This window comes from Nocardia sp. CDC153 (genome assembly GCF_035818515.1).
Taxonomy (GTDB): domain Bacteria; phylum Actinomycetota; class Actinomycetes; order Mycobacteriales; family Mycobacteriaceae; genus Nocardia.
In genome coordinates this window covers 1,207,888-1,229,379 of the sequence record NZ_JAYKYU010000002.1, presented here as the reverse complement: position 1 = coordinate 1,229,379, position 21,492 = coordinate 1,207,888, and the positions used below count along the sequence as shown (strand labels likewise).

Below are 21,492 nucleotides of genomic sequence, written 5' to 3'. Positions count from 1 at the left end.
ATTCCCTACTTGCGCTTGCGCTCTCGCAAGACGTGGGAGCGCAAGCGCGAGAAACCCTTCACCCGCACACCCCGCAGATGCCGCAGCGTGAACTCGGCATCGTCCTCGCCCAGCGCCGCGGCCGCGCCGTCGTCGAGCAGAATCGTCCCCGGCCGCGCCACACCGGTCAGCCGCGCGGCCACATTCACCACCGTGCCGTAGAGGTCGCCGAAGCGGGTCAGCACCGGCCCGTAGGCCAACCCCGTCCGAATCTGCGGCATCTCCGAAATCCGCTGTGCCGCAGCGGTGACGGCGGCGTTCATCGCCACCGCGATGCGCGCCCCGTCCCGCACGTTCTCGGCCGCGAACATGACTTCGTCGCCGACATTCTTGATCACCCACCCGCCGTGCGTGGTAATGGCATCCGTGGTGGCGGACTCGAAAGTATCGAGCAGCTCGGTCAATTCATCGGGATCGAGGTGTCGCGACAGCCGCGTGTACCCGACCATATCGGCGAACCCGACCAGCAATTGCCGTGTCGTGCCCCCGGATTCGTGCGACCGCCCCAGCGCGGCGGCCAAATGCCGATGCCACGCGTACTCCTGCAACTCACCGAGCACCTTGATGGTCTGCGCCGTAATCTCCCCGTCCCCGAGCTCGCGCGTGATCAGATCCGCCTGCCACTCGGCCAACCGCGCCATCGCCCGCCCGAGCGTCCGCGCCGCGGTGACCTGACTCTGCTCATCGGCCCCCGCGATCGGCCCCATGGCCGTGAACGTCCGCACCGCCGTGACATCCGCATCGGTGAACGCCACCTCGTCATCACTGGCCGCGGCCGGGAATCCCAATGCCACCCAAAGCTTCTGGGCCCGCTCCACCGGCACCCCGGACAACTCCGCCACCCGAGTCCGGGTATACCGCCGCGGTCCGCCGAGCAGCGCCCGCTCGACCACGGCGTCGAGCGTCTCGTCCAGATCACCAGATTCGATCACCCGGCCAGTACAGCACAGTCGTTCCCGGTCGTGACTCCGCTCAGCTCGGTTGGCGCAGGGGGAGGCCCGCGGCGCGGTAGATGGCGTCCAGGACGGTCATATTGGCGACGGCGGATTCGGGGGTGGTGGGGACGGGCTCGCCGCGCAGGACCGCCGCGGCGAAGGCGTCGAGTTGGTAGTCGTAGGAGGGGCGGCGGCCGAAGGTGCGGAAGCGGCGGCCGGAGTCGGTGCGAACGGTGAGGACGTGGCCCATGTGTGGGACCACCGGGTTGAGGATGCGCAGGCGGCCGCGGTCGCCGGTGATCGTGGCGGAGATGCGGATCAGGTTCGACGACCACATGGAGCAGCGGATGCGGCCGGTGTGGCCGGAGGGAAAGCGGAGTTCGGCGGTCATCGCGCGATCGATGCGCGGGTCGCGCAGGGTGGCCTGCGCCGAAACGACTTCCGGCTCCTCGCCGCCGAAGGTCCGCGCCATGTGCACGGCGTAGCAACCCGCGTCCATCGTCGCCCCGCCCGCCAGGTCGTAGTTGTAGCGGATGTCGGAGAACTTCGGCAGCGGGAAGCAGAGGGCGGTCTCGACCCGCCGCAGCGCACCGAGTTCGCCGGAGGCGATGATCTCCTCGGCCGCCTGAGTCAACGGGTGATAGCGATAGTGGAACGCCTCCATCACCACCCGATCGGAATCGGCTGCCAGCGCGGCGATCTCACCCGCCTCCTCGGCATTCGCGGTGAACGGCTTCTCACACAGCACATGCTTCCCGCCCGCCAGCGCCCCCCGAATCCACCGCCCATGCAGACCATTCGGCAGTGGAATATAGACCGCATCCAAATCGGGCGCGGTCACCAACGCGTCATAGCTGTCGTAAATCTGCCCGATGCCATGCTTACGCGCGAGCGCCTCCGCCCGCACCCGGTCCCGGGCCGCAACCGCCACCACACTCACCTCGGGATTGCGCCCGGCCGGTCCAATCAAGGCCATAGGAGCAATACTGGCCGCCCCCAGAATCCCAATCCGAACCCGCGCATCATCGATCATCCGCCGACCCTAACAGCCCACCCCACTATCCTGAATGCCCTTGTTTCACAGCGATTGCGTCATGCGTCTCCGCCGTCAGGCGAAGAGGCCGTCGATCGCGGCCTGAATGGCCGTGACCGTGCGGGCCAGCGTGCCCGCCGCGCCGACCGCCCCGCCCACGGCGTGCATCAGCCCGGACAAGATGGTGCGGTTCGGATGCTCCCGGCCGACTTCGGAGGCGGCGCGTTCCGCGGTGTCGGCCACCTCGTCCGGATTCGGCACCGACGCCGCGCCGGTACGGATCTGCGCGGCGAGGTCGAGGAGGGCGCGGCGAATCTCCGTCGGGTCCGACGCGATCGAGAGCGCCGCGCCGTGATCGACGTGGACGACCTGGGCGTCGCGCCCGGCCATCGCCGAACCGTGCATGCTGACATTGCCGCCGATGCGCAGTTCGGAGTGCTCATCTCGCTGCATGATGCCGCCTTTCGAGGAATTGGCCTGGGATGACCGGATTTTCACGGCGTCGAGGTGCCGGAGAAGGTGGAGGCGTTCATGGTGTTCGACGCGTGGGAGCCGCCGAGCGCCGAATGGACCATACTGAGATTGCCGCCGACCGAGACGCTGCTGCCGATGGTGAGGCTGTTGTTGATGATCTGCTCGCTGCGTCGCTTCAGCTCGGCCGGATCGATGTTCTTGTCGCACAGGAAATCGACGAGGGTGTTGAAGATGCGCTTGTCGACGATCTTCGTGACCATCTGCTCATCGAGGCTCTGGAAGTAACGGTGATACGTGACGCCCTTCTCGTCACCGTTCGCGGCGCTTTCGCGCGGGCTGAAGAGGGCACCGTGGTGGAACCGGGACAGTTCGCGAATGAATCGCCGATCCCTGCGGTCCTTGCGCCAGCAGCGCCATCCGGCCAGCAGATGGTTGGAAATGCCAGGGACGCAATCCAGTACGGCTCGCGGCAGTCGCTTCGCGGAACGACCCGCCAGCCGCAGGATCTGAACGCCCGTCGGCCGGGCCAACAGATCGTCGATCAGGTAGTAGTAGGGCCGGAACGGCGGCAGCATGGTGTAGTTCGTCTCCACGAACAGCGACGTGTCGTTCACCACCAGCCGAATGAACGCCGACCACACCAATTCACCGTCCCAGCAGACGATTTCGACGGTGAGATACGGCCGGGCCCGATCCTCGGGGTCGGTCATCAGCGCGGCGAGGGTGGCCTGATCGGTCCATGGGACCGGAGCACCGTACGGGTCGGGGACGAAGCGTCGATCGGTGTGCACGTCCGCGCCATTGACCAGCAGCCGGTTCTCGACGGTCATGTCCGGAATATCTAGGGCCGACAGCTCGGCGGAGAGCCGGGCGTTCAACTCCACCGCGCTGAACGGCACGATCGGCGCGCCCGCCTGGTGCGGCTTGGTCGTGTCCAGCGCCAGTGACCAGCCGCCCCGAATCCAGCCGTGCCCGCCGAACGGGTTGTAGCCGCGATAGACCGTCACATTGCCGGTGGCAGCGGCGGATACGTGGGCGATCTGATGTCGCACCCGATCGTTGGGCGCGGGCGGCGGTGACGCGGTGGCGAAATTCTCCGCGCGCAGGCTGTATGCGATGGCACCCCAGTACGCCGCGTACGCCTCGGTGAAGACGGCGGCCCAGGCGAAGATCAGCGCGAGACTGACCAGCGGCAGCCCGCTCGGGAAGCTGGTCACCCCGTAGAACGCCAGCGCCAGCGTGCCCAGCAGCACGGCATCGCGCACCACCTGCCTGCGGCTCGCCGCCACGGCGTGCAGGCAGACCGTCACCGCGTCCACCGCCGGTGATCGGGTGACGGCCAGGCGCGGTTCCTCCAGAATCTGCTGGATCACCGCGCGGGCCAGCCTGCTTTCCAGATGCACCGCGACACAGAGATATCGAGTGGCTGCGGAGGCGGCCGCCGAGGTGTGCGAGGTGATCGCCCGGACCGGGGACACGGCTCTCGGGGCGGCGGGCGCCGCGAGCGGGGTAGCCGATCTGGGCGCTCTCGCGCCCGCCGCTGCCGATGTCGCGGAGGTTGCCGCGCCGGGCGTGGCACCGCTTGGATTGCTACTCCACGTTGACATTTCCCCTCCTCAACAAGGGCTGGGGCCGGTGACCGAGGTGCTGTGGGCGATCAGGTACCGAGAACCGGTGTCGGTGAACGTGTACCGCAGATCCCAGTTCACGCAGGTCGCCCACTCCAGCCCGCGCGGGCCCATACCGGCCGCCTGGGTGCTCTGGAAGGTGACCCGGGCGCTGGGGCCCGAACCCACGTCGAGCACTTCGATATTGCGGTCGAAGGAGGTGGCGTCGTCGCTGGCGAGTTTGTCGGAGCGCAGCGAGGGATCCAACTGGTCCAACGCCGCGCTGTAGTCGTGGTTGTTGATCCCGCCGAAGTAGGCGTTGAGCGTCGTGGCCACCGCGATCGCGCGCGAGTCGTCGGCCAGCGCAGGCGCGAGATCGACTATCCCGACCCGGGTTACGGGCGCGCGTGTCGTCAGGTAGGGCTGTGTCGTGCGGGTCGCCGAATAGTCGTTCTGCCCGACCACCGTCGTGGCGGCGCTTCGACCGTGGTCGGAGCTGGGCTGCGACCGAGTGCTCACGAACGCCACCACCAGCACGATGATGACGGTGGCGGCGATCGCGAGCAGAACCGGATTGAGGATCGGTGGCGGTGGTGGTGGAGTCATCGTCGGGGTGCCGGGAACGCCGGGTGGACCCGTCGAAGGCCGCACCGGCGTCTGAATGCGCACGGTAGGCGTTGCGGCCGTGGCCAATTCGGTCCACATGCCCGGACTCGGTCGCCGTGACGGTTCGGGGGAGAGGCTGGTGGTCGCCAGATTGCCGAGCATCGGGGTGACCGCGGTGAGCGCCGTCGGATCGGTGGTGGACTGATCGCGTTCGAACAATCGGGCCGCGAGCAACCCGAGCTTGTAGATGTCGCCGGGGCGGGTCGCCTTCTCCTCACCGGAAGGCAGTTGCCAGTCCGGTGTTTCGGCCTGCGGCAGCACACTCGCGCCCCGCAGCCGCATGGCATCGCAGTCGAGCAGGAAGCAGGCCGCTTCCGGCCGGGTCGAGAACAGCAGATTCTTGGGCGACAGATCGCCGACCACAATCCCGTTGCGGTGCAGCCAGGCCAGGGTGGCGGACAGGTCGGCCAAGAGCGCCACCCGATCGGAATCGCCGATGGTCAGCCCGATTCCGGCGATATAGGCGTCGTCGTTGAGCAGGTATTCGAAGTTGGCCAGGGTGGAGGTGCCGGAGCCGGACAGGCTGCGCAGGGTGAATCGGAATCGATCCGGGACCGCGCGCATGAGGAACCCGCACACCTGACCCTGCCGCTCGACCACCGCCGCGGGCCACGCCGCCCGCTCGCACAGCCACGCGCCGTCGGTGGTGCTGAGGTCGAACAGGAGATCCACCATGGCGGTCAACGCGGCCGCGTCCAGCGATGGCAACAGACCCGTGTCGTATTCCTTGAAGACCACGTTCCAGGACGGGCCGGTGCCGACCTTGAACTTCCGATTGGTCACCTCGTACACCGACCCCTGCCCGCCGCGCCCGAGTCGTTTGCCGAGCGCGAGGGCCGTGTAATCGACGGTGCGCGATTGAGTGGAAGTCATTGCGGCCTCGACGGACTGCGAGGCCAGACGGCCAGTAGGGTGCGGTCGTCGTCGAAGGTGGCACGGGAGAAATCGAGGACGTGGGCGAGCCAGGTCGGCGCGGGCGGTGTCTCGAGCTGGCGGGCGAACAGATCGCCGATGAGGCCGTCGCCGTCGCCGAGCGGGAGCCCGAAGCCGTCGGTGCCGACGAGCAGGACCTGCGTTGGAGTCAACTGGTGAGCGGCCCGCTCCACCCGTTCGGGTACGTGAGGCAGGGGAGTGACGGCGGTGGACACCACATCGCCGTGCGCATCGGCTCCCGATCGGAACAGCGGATAATAGCGACCTGTGGAGTGGTCCAGGATCCAGGCGTCGGAATCGCCGATGCGGCACAGTTCTACGGCCGGGCCATCGGCGTGCGGCCAGATCAGACCGGCCACCAGGGTGGTCGCGTACAGCTCCGCGATCCGGTGCGGGGCCGGGTGCGCCTCGCCCTGCCGCCGTCGTGTCAGTTCCGCCATCCACCCGGCGCACCGCTGCGCCAGATCGTGCCAGTCGCCCCAATTCGGGTCGGCCGTCAGGCATTTCAGCATGCGATGGATGGCGAATCCGCAGACCTCGTGCGCGCCGCGGTGGGCGAGGGTGGCGCTGGAGACGCCGTCGGCCACGGCGAACACGATGGTGCCGCTGGGCTGATGCAGCGCGGCCCGGGCCGAATCCTGGCGTGGCTGTTGATGAAAGCGATGACGCGCGCCGCGGACGGAGGCGTAGCGCAGGGTGAGGTCGGGGGTGGACCAGCCGTCGCATTCGGTGTCGGGGAAGTCGTAGCAGTCCGGACCGATCGGCGGGCGGGCCTCGAAGATCGGACCCGGCTCGTCCACCTCGATCGGCACCCAGGGTTCGGGAACTCGATCCATCTCCGGGACCCGATCGGCCTCGGGCGTCCTGTCGGTCTCGGGCACACCATCGATCGCGGTGCGCAGCGGACCGGCCGCACCGGGCTCGTCCCGGGTGGGAACGATGTCGTCGGCCGGTTTGCGCCACCAGCGCGGCGACATCGCTACCCCACCTCGTCGATCGCCATGGTGAATTGATCCGGGCGATTGATAACCAACTGCGGCGTACTGGAATTCAGGGCGATGCCCGAGGCGACCAGACTCGCGGTCAGGGCGTGGAAGAATTCCGAAATCGCCTGGCCGATATCGACGCCCGGCTTGGCGACGAATGCGAACTCGGGTCGGGTGGCCACCTCCACCATGGTCATGGGCTCGGCATCGCCGATACCGCAGGCAATGATATTGGGGGCGACGGGTGTTCGGGACTTGTCGATGAGAATGCCGTGCGGCCCGCGCCAGGCCCCGCCGTCGGTTGGCTGACCATCGCTGAGCATGAACACCACCGGGCGGTGCACCTTGTAGCCCTCACCGCGCAGCCATTGCACATCGTCGGGGATTCGGCGCAGCAGATCGTCGAATACCGCCTCGTAATTGGTCAATCCGCGAATGACCACCTGCGGCAGGGCGGTCTGTACCCGCATGTCGGCGATGGCAAGGCGGACCTGCACGTCATCGGAGAATCCGAGAATCGCCAGGCGCAACTTGGCGGCGATCATCGGTTCGGCGCGCAATCCCTCACAGAGTGAAACCAGACCGTTGTACAGGTCGGTGCGAAACGGGCCCATCGACCCCGACTCGTCTGCCAGCACATAGGCGGGCAGCAGTACTCCCTTGACTTCCGGCACAAGATCCCCCAATCGGACACCGACTCGGAAGTCATTCCCGGCGAGAGACCCCGAGGATCGATATGCCTACGGTAGGCCCGCAATCGATGCGCGTGCGGGTGAATGTCGTGCCGGAAGAGTGAATTACGCTTTTCGATACGATCCGGTTATCTATTCGAGAAGCTCGCGTAGCCGGAGACCTCACGAGATTTGGTTCATATCAATAAACATCGAAACCTCCGAACCGAACCATCGAATTGCGGCAAGGCATCTCGATTCATCATTGCTTTCCAAGACTCAGTAACCGAGCATGACGCGAAGGGGCGCGGTGAGGATGCCCGAAACGAGAGCATTCATGGCGGTGGGGTCCAAGACCGTGGCGGGGACCGATTGGGTGTCGCAACCGGAAGGGGCGGTGGAGGTGTCGATTCGCTGTTCGAGCCAGGCGAGTGCGGCGGGGGCGCCGAGGAACCACTCGAGGGTGTGGCCGGAGTAGGGGTATTCGATCTGTTCGCGGCGGTAGGTCACCGGGGTGCCGCCCGCGCAGTAGGTGGACACCAAAGCGTCGACCGCGCCGATCGTGCTGCCCTCGTCATTGATCGCGTTGTAGACGTAGAGCGGACTGGTCGGCGCGGACTTGCCCAGGGTGCGGTCCTCGAGCGCGGTGCGGATTTCCGGGTCGGCGAGCACGTCGTCCCAGGATGCGGTGAGGAACTGGTTCGCGTCGAAACCCAGGTCGGAGATCATGTTCTGCGGTGTGCAGTTGTCCTTGGCCGCATCGATCTTCTGCTTGCCCGCCGGGGTGAGGTAGCGGTTCAGGGCCGCGGTGAAGGCCGGGGAATCCTGCATGAGGCCCATCAGCGCGACCGGGACGAGCGCCCCGCCGACGGGTGTCCCGTTGGCGGCGCGCAGGGTCGCGGCGGGGTCGCCGACCGGTCCGCCCAGCGCCGAGCCCGCGATGGCCAGCTCCGGTGCGTAGCGCGGCTGCGTCTCGGCGGCCCAGGCCGAGGCGATCGCGCCGCCGGAGTATCCCCACAGCAGAGCGCGGGTGTCCGAACCCGGCAGACCCACGGGTTCGAAACGCTCGGCGGCCCGGATCCCGTCCAGCACAACGTATCCGGGCTCGCGCGGCGTCGAATAATGATTGTCGACGCCACCGAAATCGGGCACCGAGACCGCCCACCCGCGCGCGAGGGCGGCGGCCACCATCGGTGACTCACCGGCCATGGTCGACAGTTGCAGCGGCCCCGATGCCGACGGATCGATCCACGGCACCTGTCCCTGCCGCAGCACCTGCGAGGGCTGGCATTTCGGCGCGATCGCATCGGTCATGTTCTGGTAGGACAGCAGCGCCGCGGGTTGGTCGGTGCGCCGCGATTTCATGATCGTCGTGACCGCGGCATAGGGCCGTCCGTCCGCGTTCGTCGTGCGATACAGCACCTGCCAGGCCGCCACCGGCATCGGCACCAACTGCGAATAGCTGGCCTGGATCTCCCGCACCCGCAGAATCGAACCGGGTTCCGCCGCTTGGTAATTCGCGGGCGGCGCATAGAACGGATCAGAGGTGTCGGGCGTCGCCACCGCGGGCGCGGGTGCCGCGCACACGGTCGCCACGAGCGCCGCCAACAGTATCGCCGCACGCAGCGTTCGCATGAAAAGCCGTGCCCGGTAACGATATTTGTGGTTCGCCGACATCGGCCACCTCCCCTTCGAAGGCAAAACCGTAACAGGTTTCAGTTCGGGGGTGGTGGGGTTCCGGTCGGTGGGTCAGCTCAGGCGCCGCGGGGGACGCAGCGGAACCAGCCGTGGAAGCTGATTTCGCAGAAGGCGCCGGCGAAGGAGAGGCGCGGGCCCCAGGGGCCCTGGTCGTTGGCGACGGATTCGAAGTCCGGGTTGCCGCCGGGGAGGGTGTAGGGCTGGCTGAAGTCGTAGGAGGGGTGGATGCCGGTCGCGTCCTGGATGGATTGGGGGGCGGGGACGTCGATGGGGAGGCCGCCGCCGACCGGGAGGGTGACCGCGGTGACCATTTGCCAACCGTCGCAGCCGATCACGCCGTCGGGGGTGATGGCGCAGTTCTTGCCGCCGTAGTTGAAGTAGACGGAGCCGGGAGGGGCGGCCTGGGCGGTCGCGGTGGCCAGCAGCGGAACCGCCGCCGCCACGGAAACTCCCACGATCAGGGTCTTCATCGAACGCTTCATAGTCGATCTCCTTGTCAGGGGCGGTGGCCGTGACGCATGCCGATGCCGACTCATTCCGTAGTTGGTCACTTGGTCTATAGATAACTGGTGAATAGCTGTTACGGTCTGGGCGGGAAAGGAGGTCCGACCGGGATGTTCGGGCGAACTGCGGGGTTGTTGGTGGCGTGTGCCGTGCCGGTGCTGCTGACCACCGGCTGTGGCAAGGGGGAGACGACCTCGGACGGGAAGACGCCCGCGGCCGAGGTGCAGGCGGTCAGCAGCACGTTCGAGAAGTTCTTCGACAGCTCGTTGCCCGTCGATCAGAAGATGGCGCTGCTGGAGAACGGGCAGGCCTTCACCGAAACACTGGAGCACCAAGCGCATTCGGCCGTTGCCGGTGGCGCGTCGGCGAGTGTGTCGGAGGTGGTCGGCGATGGGCCCGGGCGGGCGGCGGTGACCTTCACCATCAAGAAGCACGGAATTCCGTTGTTGCTCGACCGGCACGGGACGGCACTCGAGATCGGCGGCTCCTGGAAGGTCGCGGCCTCGACCTTCTGTGATCTGCTGCGCATCGAAGGCGGGGTGCCCGCGGTGTGCGATGCGGCACCCGCCACGTCCACGCAGCCGAGCGGGTAGCCGATTCGGCCCATCCGCAATGGCGGTGTCGCACCGTCATTGCCGCGATTCGACGGGAACGTTCGCTATCGTATGCGCGTGGTTACGGGGGCTAAGGAGTTATCCGGCGCGGTATGCGATACCGCGCGGCCCGTGAGCGGGCCTGCCGAGCCGACGAATCGAATGCTGATCGCGGCATCGCTGCTCGCGGTGGCCGTGGCGGTGTTCCATGTCTTCGCGATTCCCGTGGACAACCCGTACTACGGTCTCTTCAACAACGGTCTCGACCTCGAGGTGTACCGCGCGGGTGGGGAGGTGATCCGTGACCAGTCCGGGCTCTACGACGGGCCCGTGGTGTTCGGCATGGAATTCACCTACACGCCGTTCGCGGCCTTGACCTTCCTGCCGCTCACCCTGATCTCCCTGGTCCACGCCAAAACCCTGTGGTGGCTGGCGACCATGCTGGCGCTGATCGCGCTCACCGGACGCTGCCTGCTGGTGCTGAAATACCGAAACACGGTGCGCACCTGGGTGTTCGCGGCATTGCTCGCGGTGCTGTCCACGGTGCTCGAGCCGGTCCGCACCACCATCTGGCTCGGGCAGATCAACGTGTTCCTGGTGCTGTTGATCGTCTGGGATCTCACCCGCCCGGCCAAGGCACCGCTGCGCGGCGTGGGCGTCGGAATCGCGGCGGGAATCAAGCTGACGCCCGCCTTCTTTCTCCTCTATCTCGCCTGCACCCGCCAGTGGCGCAGCCTGGGCATCGCCACCGGGGCGTTCGCGGCGACCATCGCGATCGGGTTCGCGCTGCGACCCGACGACGCCTACTCGTACTGGCGCGGTCAGGTCACCTCCGCGGGTCGGGTCGGGGCCGTCGATTCGCCGGGCAATCAGTCCGTCAACGGGTTCCTCGCGCAAATGCTGCGGTTCCTCGACATTCAGCGCTTCGACACGAACTCGGTGTTCCAGCCGCCCACCTGGATGTGGCTGCTGGCGCTGCTGCCGGTCGTGGCGCTCGGGCTCACCGCGGCGACACTGGCCCATCGCGTCGGCAAGGAGCTGCTGGCGGTCACCGTCACCGGCATGACCGCGGCCTGCGCGTCACCGTTCTCCTGGGGTCATCACTGGGTGTGGTTCGTGCCCCTGGTGATTCTGGCCTGGCAGTACGCCCGCACCGCCGACAACCGATGGGCCCGGCTCGCACCGGTCGCGGTCGTTCTCGTCGCCTTCAGCTGGTGGTGGACCTTCGCCGACCGCCCGCCCATGGAGGACTCGCCGCATCCGATCGGAATCGGCCTGTTCATGATGCCGCGCCCGGACAATTCGGTGTGGTTCGCCTATTTCACCGTGCCGTTCTACGCGGGTTGCTTCGTGCTGGTGCAGGTGGTCACCAGCGCGACGGTCATCAGGCGATACATTGACCCGGTACGCATTCCTCCGCGAAAGGCTCCCCACCATGTCGATTGCCGCTGACAAGGTCGTTTCCATCGAATACACCTTGACCGACGACGACGGCGAGGTGCTCGACACGTCCGTCGGCGACGAGCCGCTGGTCTACCTGCACGGCGCGGAGAACATTGTCGAGGGCCTCGAGAAGGCGCTGGACGGCAAGAACGTCGGCGACCGGATCGAGGTCGTGGTCGAGCCCGAGGAGGGCTACGGCGACTACCTGACCGAACTGGTCAGCACGGTGGACCGGGACGCCTTCGAGGACGCCGACCAGCTCGAGGTCGGCATGGAATTCCACGCCGAGGCCCCGGACGGCGAATCGCAGATCGTGACCGTACGCGCGGTGGACGGCAACGATGTGACCATCGATGCCAATCACCCGCTGGCCGGGGTGCGACTGCACTTCACCGTCAAGGTCGTCGACATTCGCGACGCCAGCGAGGACGAACTCGCCCACGGCCACCCCCACGGCGACGACGACCACGAGCACTGAGACGACCACGACCAATGAGCCGTCAGGCCGAGTAGGCCCAACCGCGCACCGACGCCACCGCGATCCGGATCACCGGTCCCGCGGGCGGCTCGGCCCGATACTGGGCGTACTTGGCGCTCAGCCATTCCAGTGGCGTAGCGAGATCGGCAGCGGCGGTGAGGATTTCGGCCTCGCCATCGAGCCGGGCCCACCACAGCCGAGTCCAATCCTCGTCATACTCGTCGGCCAATAACGAGACGAGAGGATTCGACTCGATATTGCGCAGCCGACGCAGATTCGCCGTCATCTTGGGTTTGTGATCGACGGCGATCACCACGTAAAGCGGTGTGTCCGTGGGGGAGACGGCAAAAGTGACCGGAACCAGATGCGGCTGCCCCGCGTCGTCGGCGGTGGCCAGGTGGGCGACCCGCGCGGCACGGAATCGGGACAGGGCCTCGGCTTTGTCCAATCGCACGGGATAGACGCTAGACCGTCAGAGCCGGTCGGCGAATTCCCGCTGCACATTGGCCGGATCGGTGATGCCATTGGCCAGCAGGAGCTGAACCAGCACACGGGATTTGGCCGGATTCAGGTAGAGCGAGGCCGACGTGCCCAGCTCGTCGTCATTGAGCTCGGCATTGCGCACCGTCTCGCCGGAACCGACCCGGCTGGACCGAACCACCACCACACCGCCCTTGGCGGCCTTCGACAGGGCGTCGACCACCGGCTTGGCGGTATTGCCGTCACCGACACCGGCCAGCACGATGCCCTTCGCGCCGTGACCGACGGCATCGTTCACCTGATCGGCGTTCATACCGGCGTGCGAGTAGACGATGTCGACCCGCGGCAATGGCGTGCCGCCGGGCACGGGGAAATGCGAATGCCGCTGCTGTGCGGCGGGTTGTAGGAAGGTCACCGCCGCCGCGTCGACATGGCCGACCGGGCCCGTATTGGGCGAGACGAAGGTCTGCACGCTGGTCGTGCTGGTCTTGGTGACATCGGCCGCGCCGTGAATGGTGTCGTTCAACACGACCATGGTGCCGCGCCCGCGCGCCGCGGGGGCGGCGGCGACCTGAACCGCCGAGCGCAGATTCGCGGGACCGTCGGCGCTCAGGGCGGTGGACGGGCGCATGGATCCGACCAGCACCACGGGCTTGTCGCTCGCGACCACATTGTCGAGGAAGAAGGCGGTCTCCTCGATGGTGTCGGTGCCGTGCGTGACCACCACGCCGTCGACCTCGTTCCGGTCGAACAGCTCGTTGATCCGGTGCGCCAGCTCGACCCAGACCTCGTCGTTCATATCCTGGCTGCCGATATTGGAGATCTGCTCGGCGCTCAGCTTCGCGATCTTGTCGAGGCCGGGGACGGCGTCGATGAGGTCCTGCGCGGTGGCCTCGCCCGCGGTGTAGCCGACCGCCGAATTCGCATTGGCCTTGCCCGCGATGGTGCCGCCGGTGGCGAGGATCGCGATGCGCGGCAGCGCGCCCGGGGTCGGGGCTGGCGCGTCGTCGGTCCTTCCGGCCGCGGCCGGTGCGCTCGCGGGTGTCGAGGTGGCGTGGGCGGAATCGCCGGAATTGCCACCGCAACCCGTGATCACCAGGGCCGCGCCGACGATCAGACCGGCGATGCGGAGCAGGGCGGAGGGTCGCGCCATTGCGGTGTCCTTTCGGGTGCTGTCGTGGCCGATGATTCCCGAAGAGCGGTCGAGCAAGGCAGAGGCAAATGTCCCGCTACCAGTATTGCGGGCGTGGGTCAGCGGTGGGCGGCGAGGCCGTCGAGGACTATGCGCAGGGTGCGCTGCCATTGGTCGGGGGCGGCGGTCAGGCCGATGGTGTGGTCGTCGGTGGCCACTCCGGCCAGCATGTAGGCGACGTCCTGCCAGGTGGTGTCGGCCCGGAGGGAGCCGTTTTCCTGTGCGCGGCAGACCAATTCGCGCAATCGGTCACGGAGGTCGGCGAGGCAGCGATCCACGTCGCAGGCACCGCCCAGGGCCTCGTTCACGCCGCAGCTTTCCTTGCGCAAATGCACGTAGGCGGCGGCGAATTCGGTGAAACCCCGCCAGGGGTCCGGGTTTTCGAGGGCGCGATCGGCCACGGCGATGGCTTCGTCGAGCACCTCCTCCAGGACCGCCCGCAGGAGCACCTCGAGTGAGGGCACGCGCCGGTAGAAGGTCCCCTTGCCGACGCCCGCCCGCCGCGCGACCTCCTGCGCGGTCACGCCCACCCCGACGTCCGCCACGGCCTCGCGCGCCGCGGTGACCAGTCGTTCGAGATTTCGGCGCGCGTCGGCGCGCGGGGTCGGCCCGGATTCGTGGGCGAGCAGGCGATCGACGGCGGTCATGACCGGGACTCTAGCAAAAGCGGACTTTCCGAGTCCGCTTGGCTAGCGTCGGAAACGGACTGTCTGAGTCCGTTTAGTGAAGGAGTGAACGATGTCCGACACCATTCGAGTGGGAATCATCGGCGCCAGCCCCGACCGCGGCTGGGCCTCCCGCGCCCACATTCCGGCCCTGCACGCGCTGCCCGACTTCGCGCTCACCGCCGTCGGCACCAGTCGCCGCGAGAGCGCCGAGCAGGCGGCCCGCCGCTTCGGCGCCGAGCATGCCTGCACCGATGCGCACGAGCTCGCCGCGCATCCGGACGTCGACCTGGTGGTCATCACCGTGAAGGTCCCCGCGCACGCCGAACTCATTCGCGCCGCGCTGGCGGCGGGCAAGCACGTGTACTCCGAATGGCCGCTCACCCGAACGACTTCCGAGGCCGAGGCGATCGTGGCGAAGGCCGCCGCCGCGCCCGGCCGACATGTCGTGGGCCTGCAAGCTCGTTTCGCTCCGGCGGTACTGCGGGCACGTGAGCTGCTCGCCGAAGGTCATGTGGGCGAGCCGGTTTCGGTCACCGTCTACTCCTCGCGCGGCAAGGGCGCGGGCGGTGCCATCCCGCAGTGGGCGGCCTACACCCTCGATCGCGAGAATGCCGCCGGACTGCTGGAGGTGGCGGGCGGCCACACCCTCGACCCGCTGCAATTCCTGCTCGGCGACCTCACCGAGCTGTCGGCCGACCTCGCGATCCGCAATCCCTACAACACGGTGGTCGAAACGGGGGAGCGGGTGCGCGTCACCAGCCCGGATCATCTGCTGTTCAACGGCCGCATCGGAGACGTGGTGGTCTCGGCCCACCTGCACGACGGCAAACTCACCAACGCCCACACCCGCATCGAAATCTCCGGCACCGCAGGCGATCTCGTCCTCACCAACGACACCGCCGCCGGAGCGTCCGGCCTACACGCGGGCGGAATCCAAATGAGCGACCTGAACCTCCTGGCCTCCCACGGCGCGGGCGGCACCTGGCAGGACCTCACCCCCGCCGACCCGGAACCCATAGCGAGCCTCCCGGTCGAATCCCGCAATGTGGCAAGGCTTTACGCCCGCCTCGCCGAGGACATCCGCACCGGCGACCACACCGTCCCCACCTTCGAGACGGGCTTACGCCTACACCGCGTGCTGGACGCCATCCGCCGCAGCGCCGATTCCGGTGCGCGCCAACCAATCCCGGCCTGACCGAAGCCGCCCACCGTGCCTCACCGCCCTCCGCGCAGGCCGTGGCCATCGTGCAGGCGAGCCGCGCCACCAGTCCCATGGGCGTGCGGCGCCCGCCTTCGGATATGCGGGAGCCCCACCCGAATCCAGCGGGTGGGGCTCCCAAATGTGGTGTCGGTCAGGAGACGAACGCGCCCATGGTGGGCAGCCACTCCACGATGCGCTTGTCCTCGAGCAGATTCTCGCGGGCGAACGGGTCGTTCTCGAAGAGCTTGGTCACCGCGTCCAGGGAATCGCCCCGGACCAGGATGAGCGCGCCCGAACCGTCCGGGTACGGGCCGCTGGTCAGGACGGTGCCCTCGTCGACGAGGGCATTGAGCCACGCGCGGTGCTCGGGGCGGTGGATGTCGCGCGTCGGGGCGGTGGTGTCGGAGTAGACGTAGTGGACGGCGAAGACGGCCATGGGCAATCGCTCCTGCTCGAAAGAGATGTTTACGGAAGCGTCAGAGCGTCAACAGCATTCGGGTATTTCCGAGCGTGTTGGGCTTGACGTAGGACAGATCCAGGAATTCGGCGACACCGGTGTCGTAGGACCGGCACATCTCGGCGTACACCTCGGCGGTGACCGGCGTGCCCTCGATCTCCACGAAGCCGTGGCGGGCGAAGAAATCCACCTCGAAGGTCAGCACGAACAGCCGCTTCAGCTGGAGTTCACGCGCCACGGCGATGAGCTGCTCCACGATCAGCCGCCCCGCGCCGGTGCCCTTGATGTCCGGGTGCACCGCCACCGTGCGCACCTCGCCGAGATCGGCCCACAGCACGTGCAGCGCACCGCAGCCCAGGATCACCCCGTCGCGTTCGGCGACCCAGAATTCCTGGACCGCCTCGTACAGCGTGACCAGGTTCTTCTCGAGCAGGATCCGGCCCGCGTAGATGTCGATGAGTCGTTTGATCTCGGGCACGTCAGAGGTTCGCGCTCGACGGACGATCGGCGCCACGGCCGTCTGCCCGTCGATCGAACCGCTGTCAGGTGCCCGTGTTGTCATGGGGTGCACAGTAGTCGGCCCACCTACCGATAGGCTTGTCGGTGTGTCACACATCCAGTTCCCCCGCATACCGGCATGGTCCGGCATCGACGGTCGCTATGACGGCCGGTGGGGGCGCTGGTGACCGTGCAGCGTGACGAACTCGAAGGTCGCTGGACCGATGCCGGTCCCGCGGCGAGCCCGGGATATATATCCTCCCCGCGCCCCGAGGCGGTCGCCTCATCGCGCCCGGAGGCGGTCGCCTCATCGCGCCCCGAGGCGGTGGTCGAACCCGCGGCGGTGCCGCTGATGAACATCGCCAATGTGCTGACGGTGCTTCGCATCCTGATCGTGCCGCTGTTCCTGCTCGCGCTGTTCGCGGCGGGCGGGCACGACACCACCTGGCGCTGGATCGCGGCCGGACTGTTCGGCGTCGCGGCCATCACCGACCGCATAGACGGGCAACTCGCGCGCAAATACGGCCTGATCACCGACTTCGGCAAGCTCATGGATCCCATCGCGGACAAAGCGCTGATCGGTGCAGCGCTGATCGGACTGTCGATGCTGCACGATCTGCCGTGGTGGATCACTGCGGTCATCGTGGCCCGCGAGCTCGGCATCACGCTGCTGCGGCTGGCCGTGGTGCGGCGCGGTGTCATTCCCGCGGGCCGGGGCGGCAAGCTCAAGACCCTGGTCCAGTCCGTCGCCATTGCCGTGCTGTTGCTGCCGCTTTCGGGCGGATTCGCTTCGGCCGGAATGGATCTGATGTACGTGGCGGTGGTGCTGACGGTGGTCACCGGCCTGGATTACGTCGTGCAGGCGGGTCGCCTGTGGTTCGGGTCGCCGGGCGGTTCCCGTGCGTCCTGATCGCCCGGTGCGCGTGCGGCCCGATATCGAGGCCGCGCTCTCCCGTGTGGCGACGGCCGCCCCGATCCCGCCCGATCCGCTCGTCACCGCGGCACCCGCGGCCGAGTTGGTCGCGGCCCTGATCGAATCCGGTCAGACCGTCGCCACGGCCGAATCGCTGACCGCCGGACTGCTCAGCGCGACCATCGCGGGAATTCCCGGGGCCAGTGCCGTGTTGCGGGGTGGACTGATCGTCTACGCCACCGACCTCAAACAGTCCCTCGCGGGTGTGAGTGCGGACACGCTGGCCGCCGACGGACCGGTCGCCGCGAGCACCGCCGAACAGCTCGCGGTAGGGGCTCGCCGCCGCTGCGCCGCGGACTGGGGAATCGGACTCACCGGCGTCGCCGGACCCGAACCGCAGGACGGACGACCGGTCGGCACGGTATTTCTAGGTATAGCGGGTCCACAGTCCACCGAGGTACTTCGGTTGAAGTTGTCGGGGGACCGGTGGACGATCAGGGTGGGCGCGGTCCGCGCCGCGGTCACCGAACTCGTCCGCTCCGTCAGGGGCGAGTGAAGCAGCCGGGAACGCGCGGCCGACGCCGGACGTTGTCCAGTCAAACGCTGGGTCCGGCGAGACGAGTGTGAGGAGAACGAGATGACGCTGCTGCGAGAAGCGATCGGGGAAAGCCTGCGTCGTGCTCGGGTCGCCCAGAGCCGGACACTGCGTGAGGTCTCCACCTCCGCGAGGGTGAGCCTGGGGTACCTGTCCGAGGTGGAGCGGGGTCGCAAGGAGGCGTCCAGTGAACTGCTGGCCGCCATCTGCACGGCCCTGGATGTGCCGCTGTCGCAGGTGCTCTTCGATGTGAGCGCCGCCATGGCCGACGCCGACAAGGCCACCGCGCTGGCGGCCGAGAAGGCCGTCGCCGCGGGTGCCACCGCGTTGGCCGCCAAGGGCAAGGTGCCCGCGAAGGCGCTGGCCAAGGCCGCCGCGAAGGTCACGCCCAAGGGCGGCGACGGAGATCTGGCGCTGGCCGCCGACGGAACTTTCGGTCCCCGCATCGTGATTCCGGCCCCGAAGTCGGATCGATTGGTGTTGGTGGCCGCCAAGTGATCGCTCGGCGGAGCCGAAAGACGGAGACTGTACTGCGGAGCCGAAAGGGATAAATTCTCTGTAGGCTTCGTGCCGGAGACATCGTGCTGTTGCCGATGTCTCCGGAACGACCGTTGCACAGTGGAGATATGGGACAACAGGGGTGCGCGACGGTCGCGCACTACTGTCGCGCTACGGGGCGCGGCACGTCATATGGAGGCGGGATCAATCGATGGCTAATCCGTTCGTGAAGGCCTGGAAGTACCTGATGGCCCTCTTCGACTCGAAGATCGAGGAGCATGCGGATCCGAAGGTTCAGATCCAGCAGGCCATCGAGGAAGCCCAGCGCCAGCATCAGGCCCTGTCTCAGCAGGCCGCGTCGGTGATCGGCAACCAGCGCCAGCTGGAGATGAAGCTGAACCGGCAGCTCGACGAGGTCGAGAAGCTCAATGCCAATGCGCGCCAGGCGGTCATGCTCGCCGATCAGGCCAATGCCGCCGGTGACTCCGAGAAGACCATCCAGTACACCAATGCCGCAGAGGCTTTCGCCGCGCAGCTGGTGACCGCGGAGCAGGCCGTCGAGGATCTCAAGGTCCTGCACGACCAGTCGCTGCAGGCCGCCGCGCAGGCCAAGAAGGCCGTCGAGCAGAACGCCATGCTGCTGCAGCAGAAGGTCGCCGAGCGCACCAAGCTGCTGTCCCAGCTGGAGCAGGCCAAGATGCAGGAGCAGGTCTCGGCCTCGCTGCAGCAGATGGACTCCACCCTCTCCGCGCCCGGCACCACCCCGAGCCTGGACGCGGTGCGCGAGAAGATCGAGCGCCGCTACGCCAACGCCCTCGGTGCCGCCGAGCTCGCCCAGAACTCGGTGCAGGGTCGCATGATGGAGGTCCAGCAGGCGTCCATCCAGATGGCCGGGCACAACCGCCTCGAGCAGATCCGCGCCTCCATGCGCGGCGACTCCCTCCCCGCCGGTGGCAATGCCGCCCAGCCCCAGATCCAGCAGGGCCAGCCCGCCCAGCCCGCCACCCAGCCCAACTTCAACAAGGGCCAGGCCGCCCAGCAGTAACTGCTGCGCGAAAGGTAGTGCACGATGGGGAGATCGCGGGCCGACCACAGTCCCGCGACCTCCCCTGCCCGTTTCCTCCGCCGAACCCGCCCCAAAACCCCTGATCCCCTTCCCGGCTTCCCGTCTCCCTTCGGGCCCGCCGCAACCGCGCAGCATCCCACCCCTCCGCTAGCCCCTGAAACCCCGGCTCCTGCAGCGCCTTCCATTCCGCTCGGCACCCAGGCTTCCGAAGGGCCGAATCCAGGACCGGTAAACGCCGAGCCGCATTTGGGAACGCCCGCCGCCCGGCTCGACAAGCCGACCCGGACAGCGAGATTCCGCCGCCAGCGAAGCTCTGCCGCATCGGCAACCGAGACCCCTTCGGCGGCAGCCGTCGACTCGCCCGGCGGCGCAGGACCTTCGGCGGCGCGCTCGACCGCGGAGATGCGCCCTGGCATGAACCCGGCTGTCGGTGCCCCCGGTTACCTTGGCACCGTGGAATCGGCGCAGCCGCGGCCCGCGGCGAATCAGACTCCCCACGGCACGGCGCAACCCCCGACGTACGCGCCGCGGCCGACCACGCCCGCTTTCGACCCGGGCGCAACCCATCCGAGCTTTGCGGGCGATCCCGCCGGTCCGGCCCGAGCAGGCGGCGCGACCGGCGAGTTCGGGCATAGGGCGGGCGGCCCAAGCGGGGCAGCGGATTTCGTTCATGAGGGTCAGGGGCCTGGCCGAGGGCCGACGCCACCGACTTCCGACGCGGGTGCGGCCGGGAAGCGGCGCAAGCGCGGGAAGCGGCGGGCCACCGAGGCGGTGCGGGAGGTGTTGGCGCCCACCGGGTTCGAGCCCGAGGAGTTGGCGCAGCGGCTGCCGGACACTCTGCGAGGGGTCGGTGAACAGGCTTTGGTCGCCGTGCGGAAGTGGGCCGATCCGCGGGAGCGGGAGCTTCGCAAGCGGCGGCGGGCGCGGCGGAGGAGCCTGCGGCTGGGGACTGCGTCGGGGCTGACGACCGCGGGAACCATTGGGCTGGTGCTGATTTCGGCTCCGGCGTGGGCGGTTGTCGTGGTCGGCGGCGGTGCGGTGGCATTGGTGACCGGGACCGCGGTGACCGCGAAGCGGTACCTGGAAATGCGCAAGGAGCCGTTGCCGCAGGCGGCGTTCGTGCCGCGAAAGCTGCCGCCGATCCGATCGGCGGCACGGGCGTCCATCGCGCGGCTGGTCCGCGCGGAACGGGCATTGCACGGGTTGCACGCGCAGATCGCGCGCTCGGGCCGACTGCCCGAGGAAGACCTGAACGACACCTTCGAGACGGCCGCCTCCGGTGCCGCCGCCCTGCACGCGCTGGCCTCCGATGTGGTGGCCATGGAACGCGCCTCGGGTGCCCTGGGTGCGAATTCGCCGCTGGGCGAACACGTCCGAGCAGTCTCGATCCGGCTCGACGGCGGTGTAGTCGAGTTTGAAGGCATGGTCGCGGCCGCCGCCCGAGTGCTCGCCGTCCCCGAGAGCGCTGCGGTCACCGATGATCTCGGTTGGGCCATGCTCAACCTCCGCGACGCCGCCGACCGCCTCGACGGCTGGGCCCAAGCATTGACCGACCTGGCCGACGAGCGCTTCCGCGCAAATCCCTGATGCTCGGGGCGCGCACCCCTGACGCTCCGCGTGGACCCCGAACGCTTTCGCGCGGCTTCCCAGTGCTTCCACGTCGAGCTCTGCGCGACCGGGCCACATCCGAGCGACCGTTGCGGCCCTCACCCTTGGCAGCTCGTCGGTCGGGGCCAGCGGTCAGCGGTGGCGCGCTGACCATTGAATCCGGTGCGGCCATGAGCATCCGGATTTGGCTCTGCGATCGTGGGCCGGGGTAGGTGATCCCGTCGTCGCAGGTCGGGTGGTGGTGGGCCCTGGAGCC

23 protein-coding genes are annotated in these 21,492 nt (G+C 68.0%); 9 read left to right on the top strand and 14 right to left on the bottom strand.

What is annotated here, in order from left to right; all coding sequences use genetic code 11:
- Nucleotides 1-5: 5 nt before the first annotated feature.
- The 9 genes from VMT65_RS14180 to VMT65_RS14140 all read right to left on the bottom strand — a co-directional run bounded on the left by VMT65_RS14180 (nt 6) and on the right by VMT65_RS14140 (nt 9,524).
- Nucleotides 6-971: an adenylate/guanylate cyclase domain-containing protein gene (locus tag VMT65_RS14180; RefSeq protein WP_326308653.1), complete on the bottom strand. Its 966-nt coding sequence runs from the start codon at nt 969-971 to the stop codon at nt 6-8.
- Between the two features lie 40 nt (nt 972-1,011).
- A complete protein-coding gene (locus VMT65_RS14175) occupies nt 1,012-2,007 on the bottom strand; it encodes a Gfo/Idh/MocA family protein (protein ID WP_326308652.1) in 996 nt (331 codons plus the stop codon).
- 75 nt (nt 2,008-2,082) lie between these two features.
- On the bottom strand, nt 2,083-2,460 hold the full coding sequence (locus tag VMT65_RS14170) for a hypothetical protein (protein ID WP_326308651.1): 378 nt from the start codon (nt 2,458-2,460) through the stop codon (nt 2,083-2,085).
- Nucleotides 2,461-2,501: 41 nt separating this feature from the next.
- Nucleotides 2,502-3,959 carry a hypothetical protein gene (locus VMT65_RS14165; protein ID WP_326308650.1) on the bottom strand — a complete coding sequence of 486 codons (1,458 nt, stop codon included), beginning with the start codon at nt 3,957-3,959 and terminating at the stop codon, nt 2,502-2,504.
- Nucleotides 3,960-4,097: 138 nt separating this feature from the next.
- On the bottom strand, nt 4,098-5,627 hold the full coding sequence (locus tag VMT65_RS14160) for a hypothetical protein (protein WP_326308649.1): 1,530 nt from the start codon (nt 5,625-5,627) through the stop codon (nt 4,098-4,100).
- Nucleotides 5,624-6,664: a protein phosphatase 2C domain-containing protein gene (locus tag VMT65_RS14155; RefSeq protein WP_326308648.1), complete on the bottom strand. Its 1,041-nt coding sequence runs from the start codon at nt 6,662-6,664 to the stop codon at nt 5,624-5,626. The genes VMT65_RS14160 and VMT65_RS14155 overlap by 4 nt, the downstream gene beginning before the upstream one ends.
- A 2-nt stretch (nt 6,665-6,666) precedes the next feature.
- Nucleotides 6,667-7,347: a vWA domain-containing protein gene (locus VMT65_RS14150; protein ID WP_326308647.1), complete on the bottom strand. Its 681-nt coding sequence runs from the start codon at nt 7,345-7,347 to the stop codon at nt 6,667-6,669.
- A 276-nt stretch (nt 7,348-7,623) separates the two neighbouring features.
- Entirely contained in the window at nt 7,624-8,979 is a 1,356-nt protein-coding gene (locus VMT65_RS14145; protein ID WP_326308645.1) for a lipase family protein, read from the bottom strand.
- A 119-nt stretch (nt 8,980-9,098) separates the two neighbouring features.
- Complete coding sequence (locus VMT65_RS14140; RefSeq protein ID WP_326308644.1) at nt 9,099-9,524, bottom strand: hypothetical protein; 426 nt, start codon at nt 9,522-9,524, stop codon at nt 9,099-9,101.
- A gap of 132 nt (nt 9,525-9,656) precedes the next feature.
- On the opposite strand from VMT65_RS14140, the gene VMT65_RS14135 reads away from it, so the two are divergent.
- From VMT65_RS14135 to VMT65_RS14125, 3 genes are all read left to right on the top strand, one after another.
- Nucleotides 9,657-10,139 (top strand): hypothetical protein, encoded by a 483-nt coding sequence (locus VMT65_RS14135; RefSeq protein WP_326308643.1) that lies wholly within the window; start codon nt 9,657-9,659, stop codon nt 10,137-10,139.
- A 132-nt stretch (nt 10,140-10,271) separates the two neighbouring features.
- The gene (locus VMT65_RS14130; RefSeq protein ID WP_326308642.1) at nt 10,272-11,591 is read left to right on the top strand and encodes a glycosyltransferase 87 family protein; all 1,320 of its coding nucleotides are present in this window, start codon (nt 10,272-10,274) and stop codon (nt 11,589-11,591) included.
- A complete protein-coding gene (locus VMT65_RS14125; RefSeq protein WP_326308641.1) occupies nt 11,575-12,060 on the top strand; it encodes an FKBP-type peptidyl-prolyl cis-trans isomerase in 486 nt (161 codons plus the stop codon). The genes VMT65_RS14130 and VMT65_RS14125 overlap by 17 nt, the downstream gene beginning before the upstream one ends.
- 22 nt (nt 12,061-12,082) lie before the next feature.
- Here the strand turns inward: VMT65_RS14125 and VMT65_RS14120 are convergent, their stop codons facing one another.
- From VMT65_RS14120 to VMT65_RS14110, 3 genes are all read right to left on the bottom strand, one after another.
- A complete protein-coding gene (locus VMT65_RS14120; RefSeq protein ID WP_326308640.1) occupies nt 12,083-12,514 on the bottom strand; it encodes a TIGR03668 family PPOX class F420-dependent oxidoreductase in 432 nt (143 codons plus the stop codon).
- An 18-nt stretch (nt 12,515-12,532) separates the two neighbouring features.
- The gene (locus tag VMT65_RS14115; RefSeq protein WP_326308639.1) at nt 12,533-13,693 is read right to left on the bottom strand and encodes a type II asparaginase; all 1,161 of its coding nucleotides are present in this window, start codon (nt 13,691-13,693) and stop codon (nt 12,533-12,535) included.
- 98 nt (nt 13,694-13,791) lie between these two features.
- A complete protein-coding gene (locus tag VMT65_RS14110; RefSeq protein ID WP_326308638.1) occupies nt 13,792-14,379 on the bottom strand; it encodes a TetR/AcrR family transcriptional regulator in 588 nt (195 codons plus the stop codon).
- A gap of 91 nt (nt 14,380-14,470) precedes the next feature.
- On the opposite strand from VMT65_RS14110, the gene VMT65_RS14105 reads away from it, so the two are divergent.
- Nucleotides 14,471-15,595 carry a Gfo/Idh/MocA family protein gene (locus tag VMT65_RS14105; RefSeq protein ID WP_326308636.1) on the top strand — a complete coding sequence of 375 codons (1,125 nt, stop codon included), beginning with the start codon at nt 14,471-14,473 and terminating at the stop codon, nt 15,593-15,595.
- 157 nt (nt 15,596-15,752) lie between these two features.
- Here VMT65_RS14105 and VMT65_RS14100 read toward each other — a convergent pair whose 3' ends face one another.
- Complete coding sequence (locus VMT65_RS14100; protein WP_326308635.1) at nt 15,753-16,037, bottom strand: YciI family protein; 285 nt, start codon at nt 16,035-16,037, stop codon at nt 15,753-15,755.
- 40 nt (nt 16,038-16,077) lie between these two features.
- Nucleotides 16,078-16,620 (bottom strand): amino-acid N-acetyltransferase, encoded by a 543-nt coding sequence (locus VMT65_RS14095; RefSeq protein WP_326308634.1) that lies wholly within the window; start codon nt 16,618-16,620, stop codon nt 16,078-16,080.
- Nucleotides 16,621-16,809: 189 nt separating this feature from the next.
- On the opposite strand from VMT65_RS14095, the gene pgsA reads away from it, so the two are divergent.
- The 5 genes from pgsA (at nt 16,810) to pspM (ending at nt 21,215) form a co-directional block, all read left to right on the top strand.
- A complete protein-coding gene (gene pgsA / locus VMT65_RS14090) occupies nt 16,810-17,466 on the top strand; it encodes a CDP-diacylglycerol--glycerol-3-phosphate 3-phosphatidyltransferase (RefSeq protein ID WP_326309175.1) in 657 nt (218 codons plus the stop codon).
- 64 nt (nt 17,467-17,530) lie between these two features.
- A complete protein-coding gene (locus VMT65_RS14085) occupies nt 17,531-18,025 on the top strand; it encodes a CinA family protein (protein WP_326309174.1) in 495 nt (164 codons plus the stop codon).
- Nucleotides 18,026-18,106: 81 nt separating this feature from the next.
- Nucleotides 18,107-18,562, top strand: a complete 456-nt coding sequence (locus VMT65_RS14080) for a helix-turn-helix domain-containing protein (protein ID WP_326308632.1) — start codon at nt 18,107-18,109, stop codon at nt 18,560-18,562.
- Between the two features lie 211 nt (nt 18,563-18,773).
- Nucleotides 18,774-19,607 (top strand): phage shock protein PspA, encoded by an 834-nt coding sequence (pspA, locus tag VMT65_RS14075; RefSeq protein WP_326308630.1) that lies wholly within the window; start codon nt 18,774-18,776, stop codon nt 19,605-19,607.
- A gap of 474 nt (nt 19,608-20,081) precedes the next feature.
- Entirely contained in the window at nt 20,082-21,215 is a 1,134-nt protein-coding gene (gene pspM, locus VMT65_RS14070; protein WP_326308629.1) for a phage shock envelope stress response protein PspM, read from the top strand.
- Nucleotides 21,216-21,492: the final 277 nt, after the last annotated feature.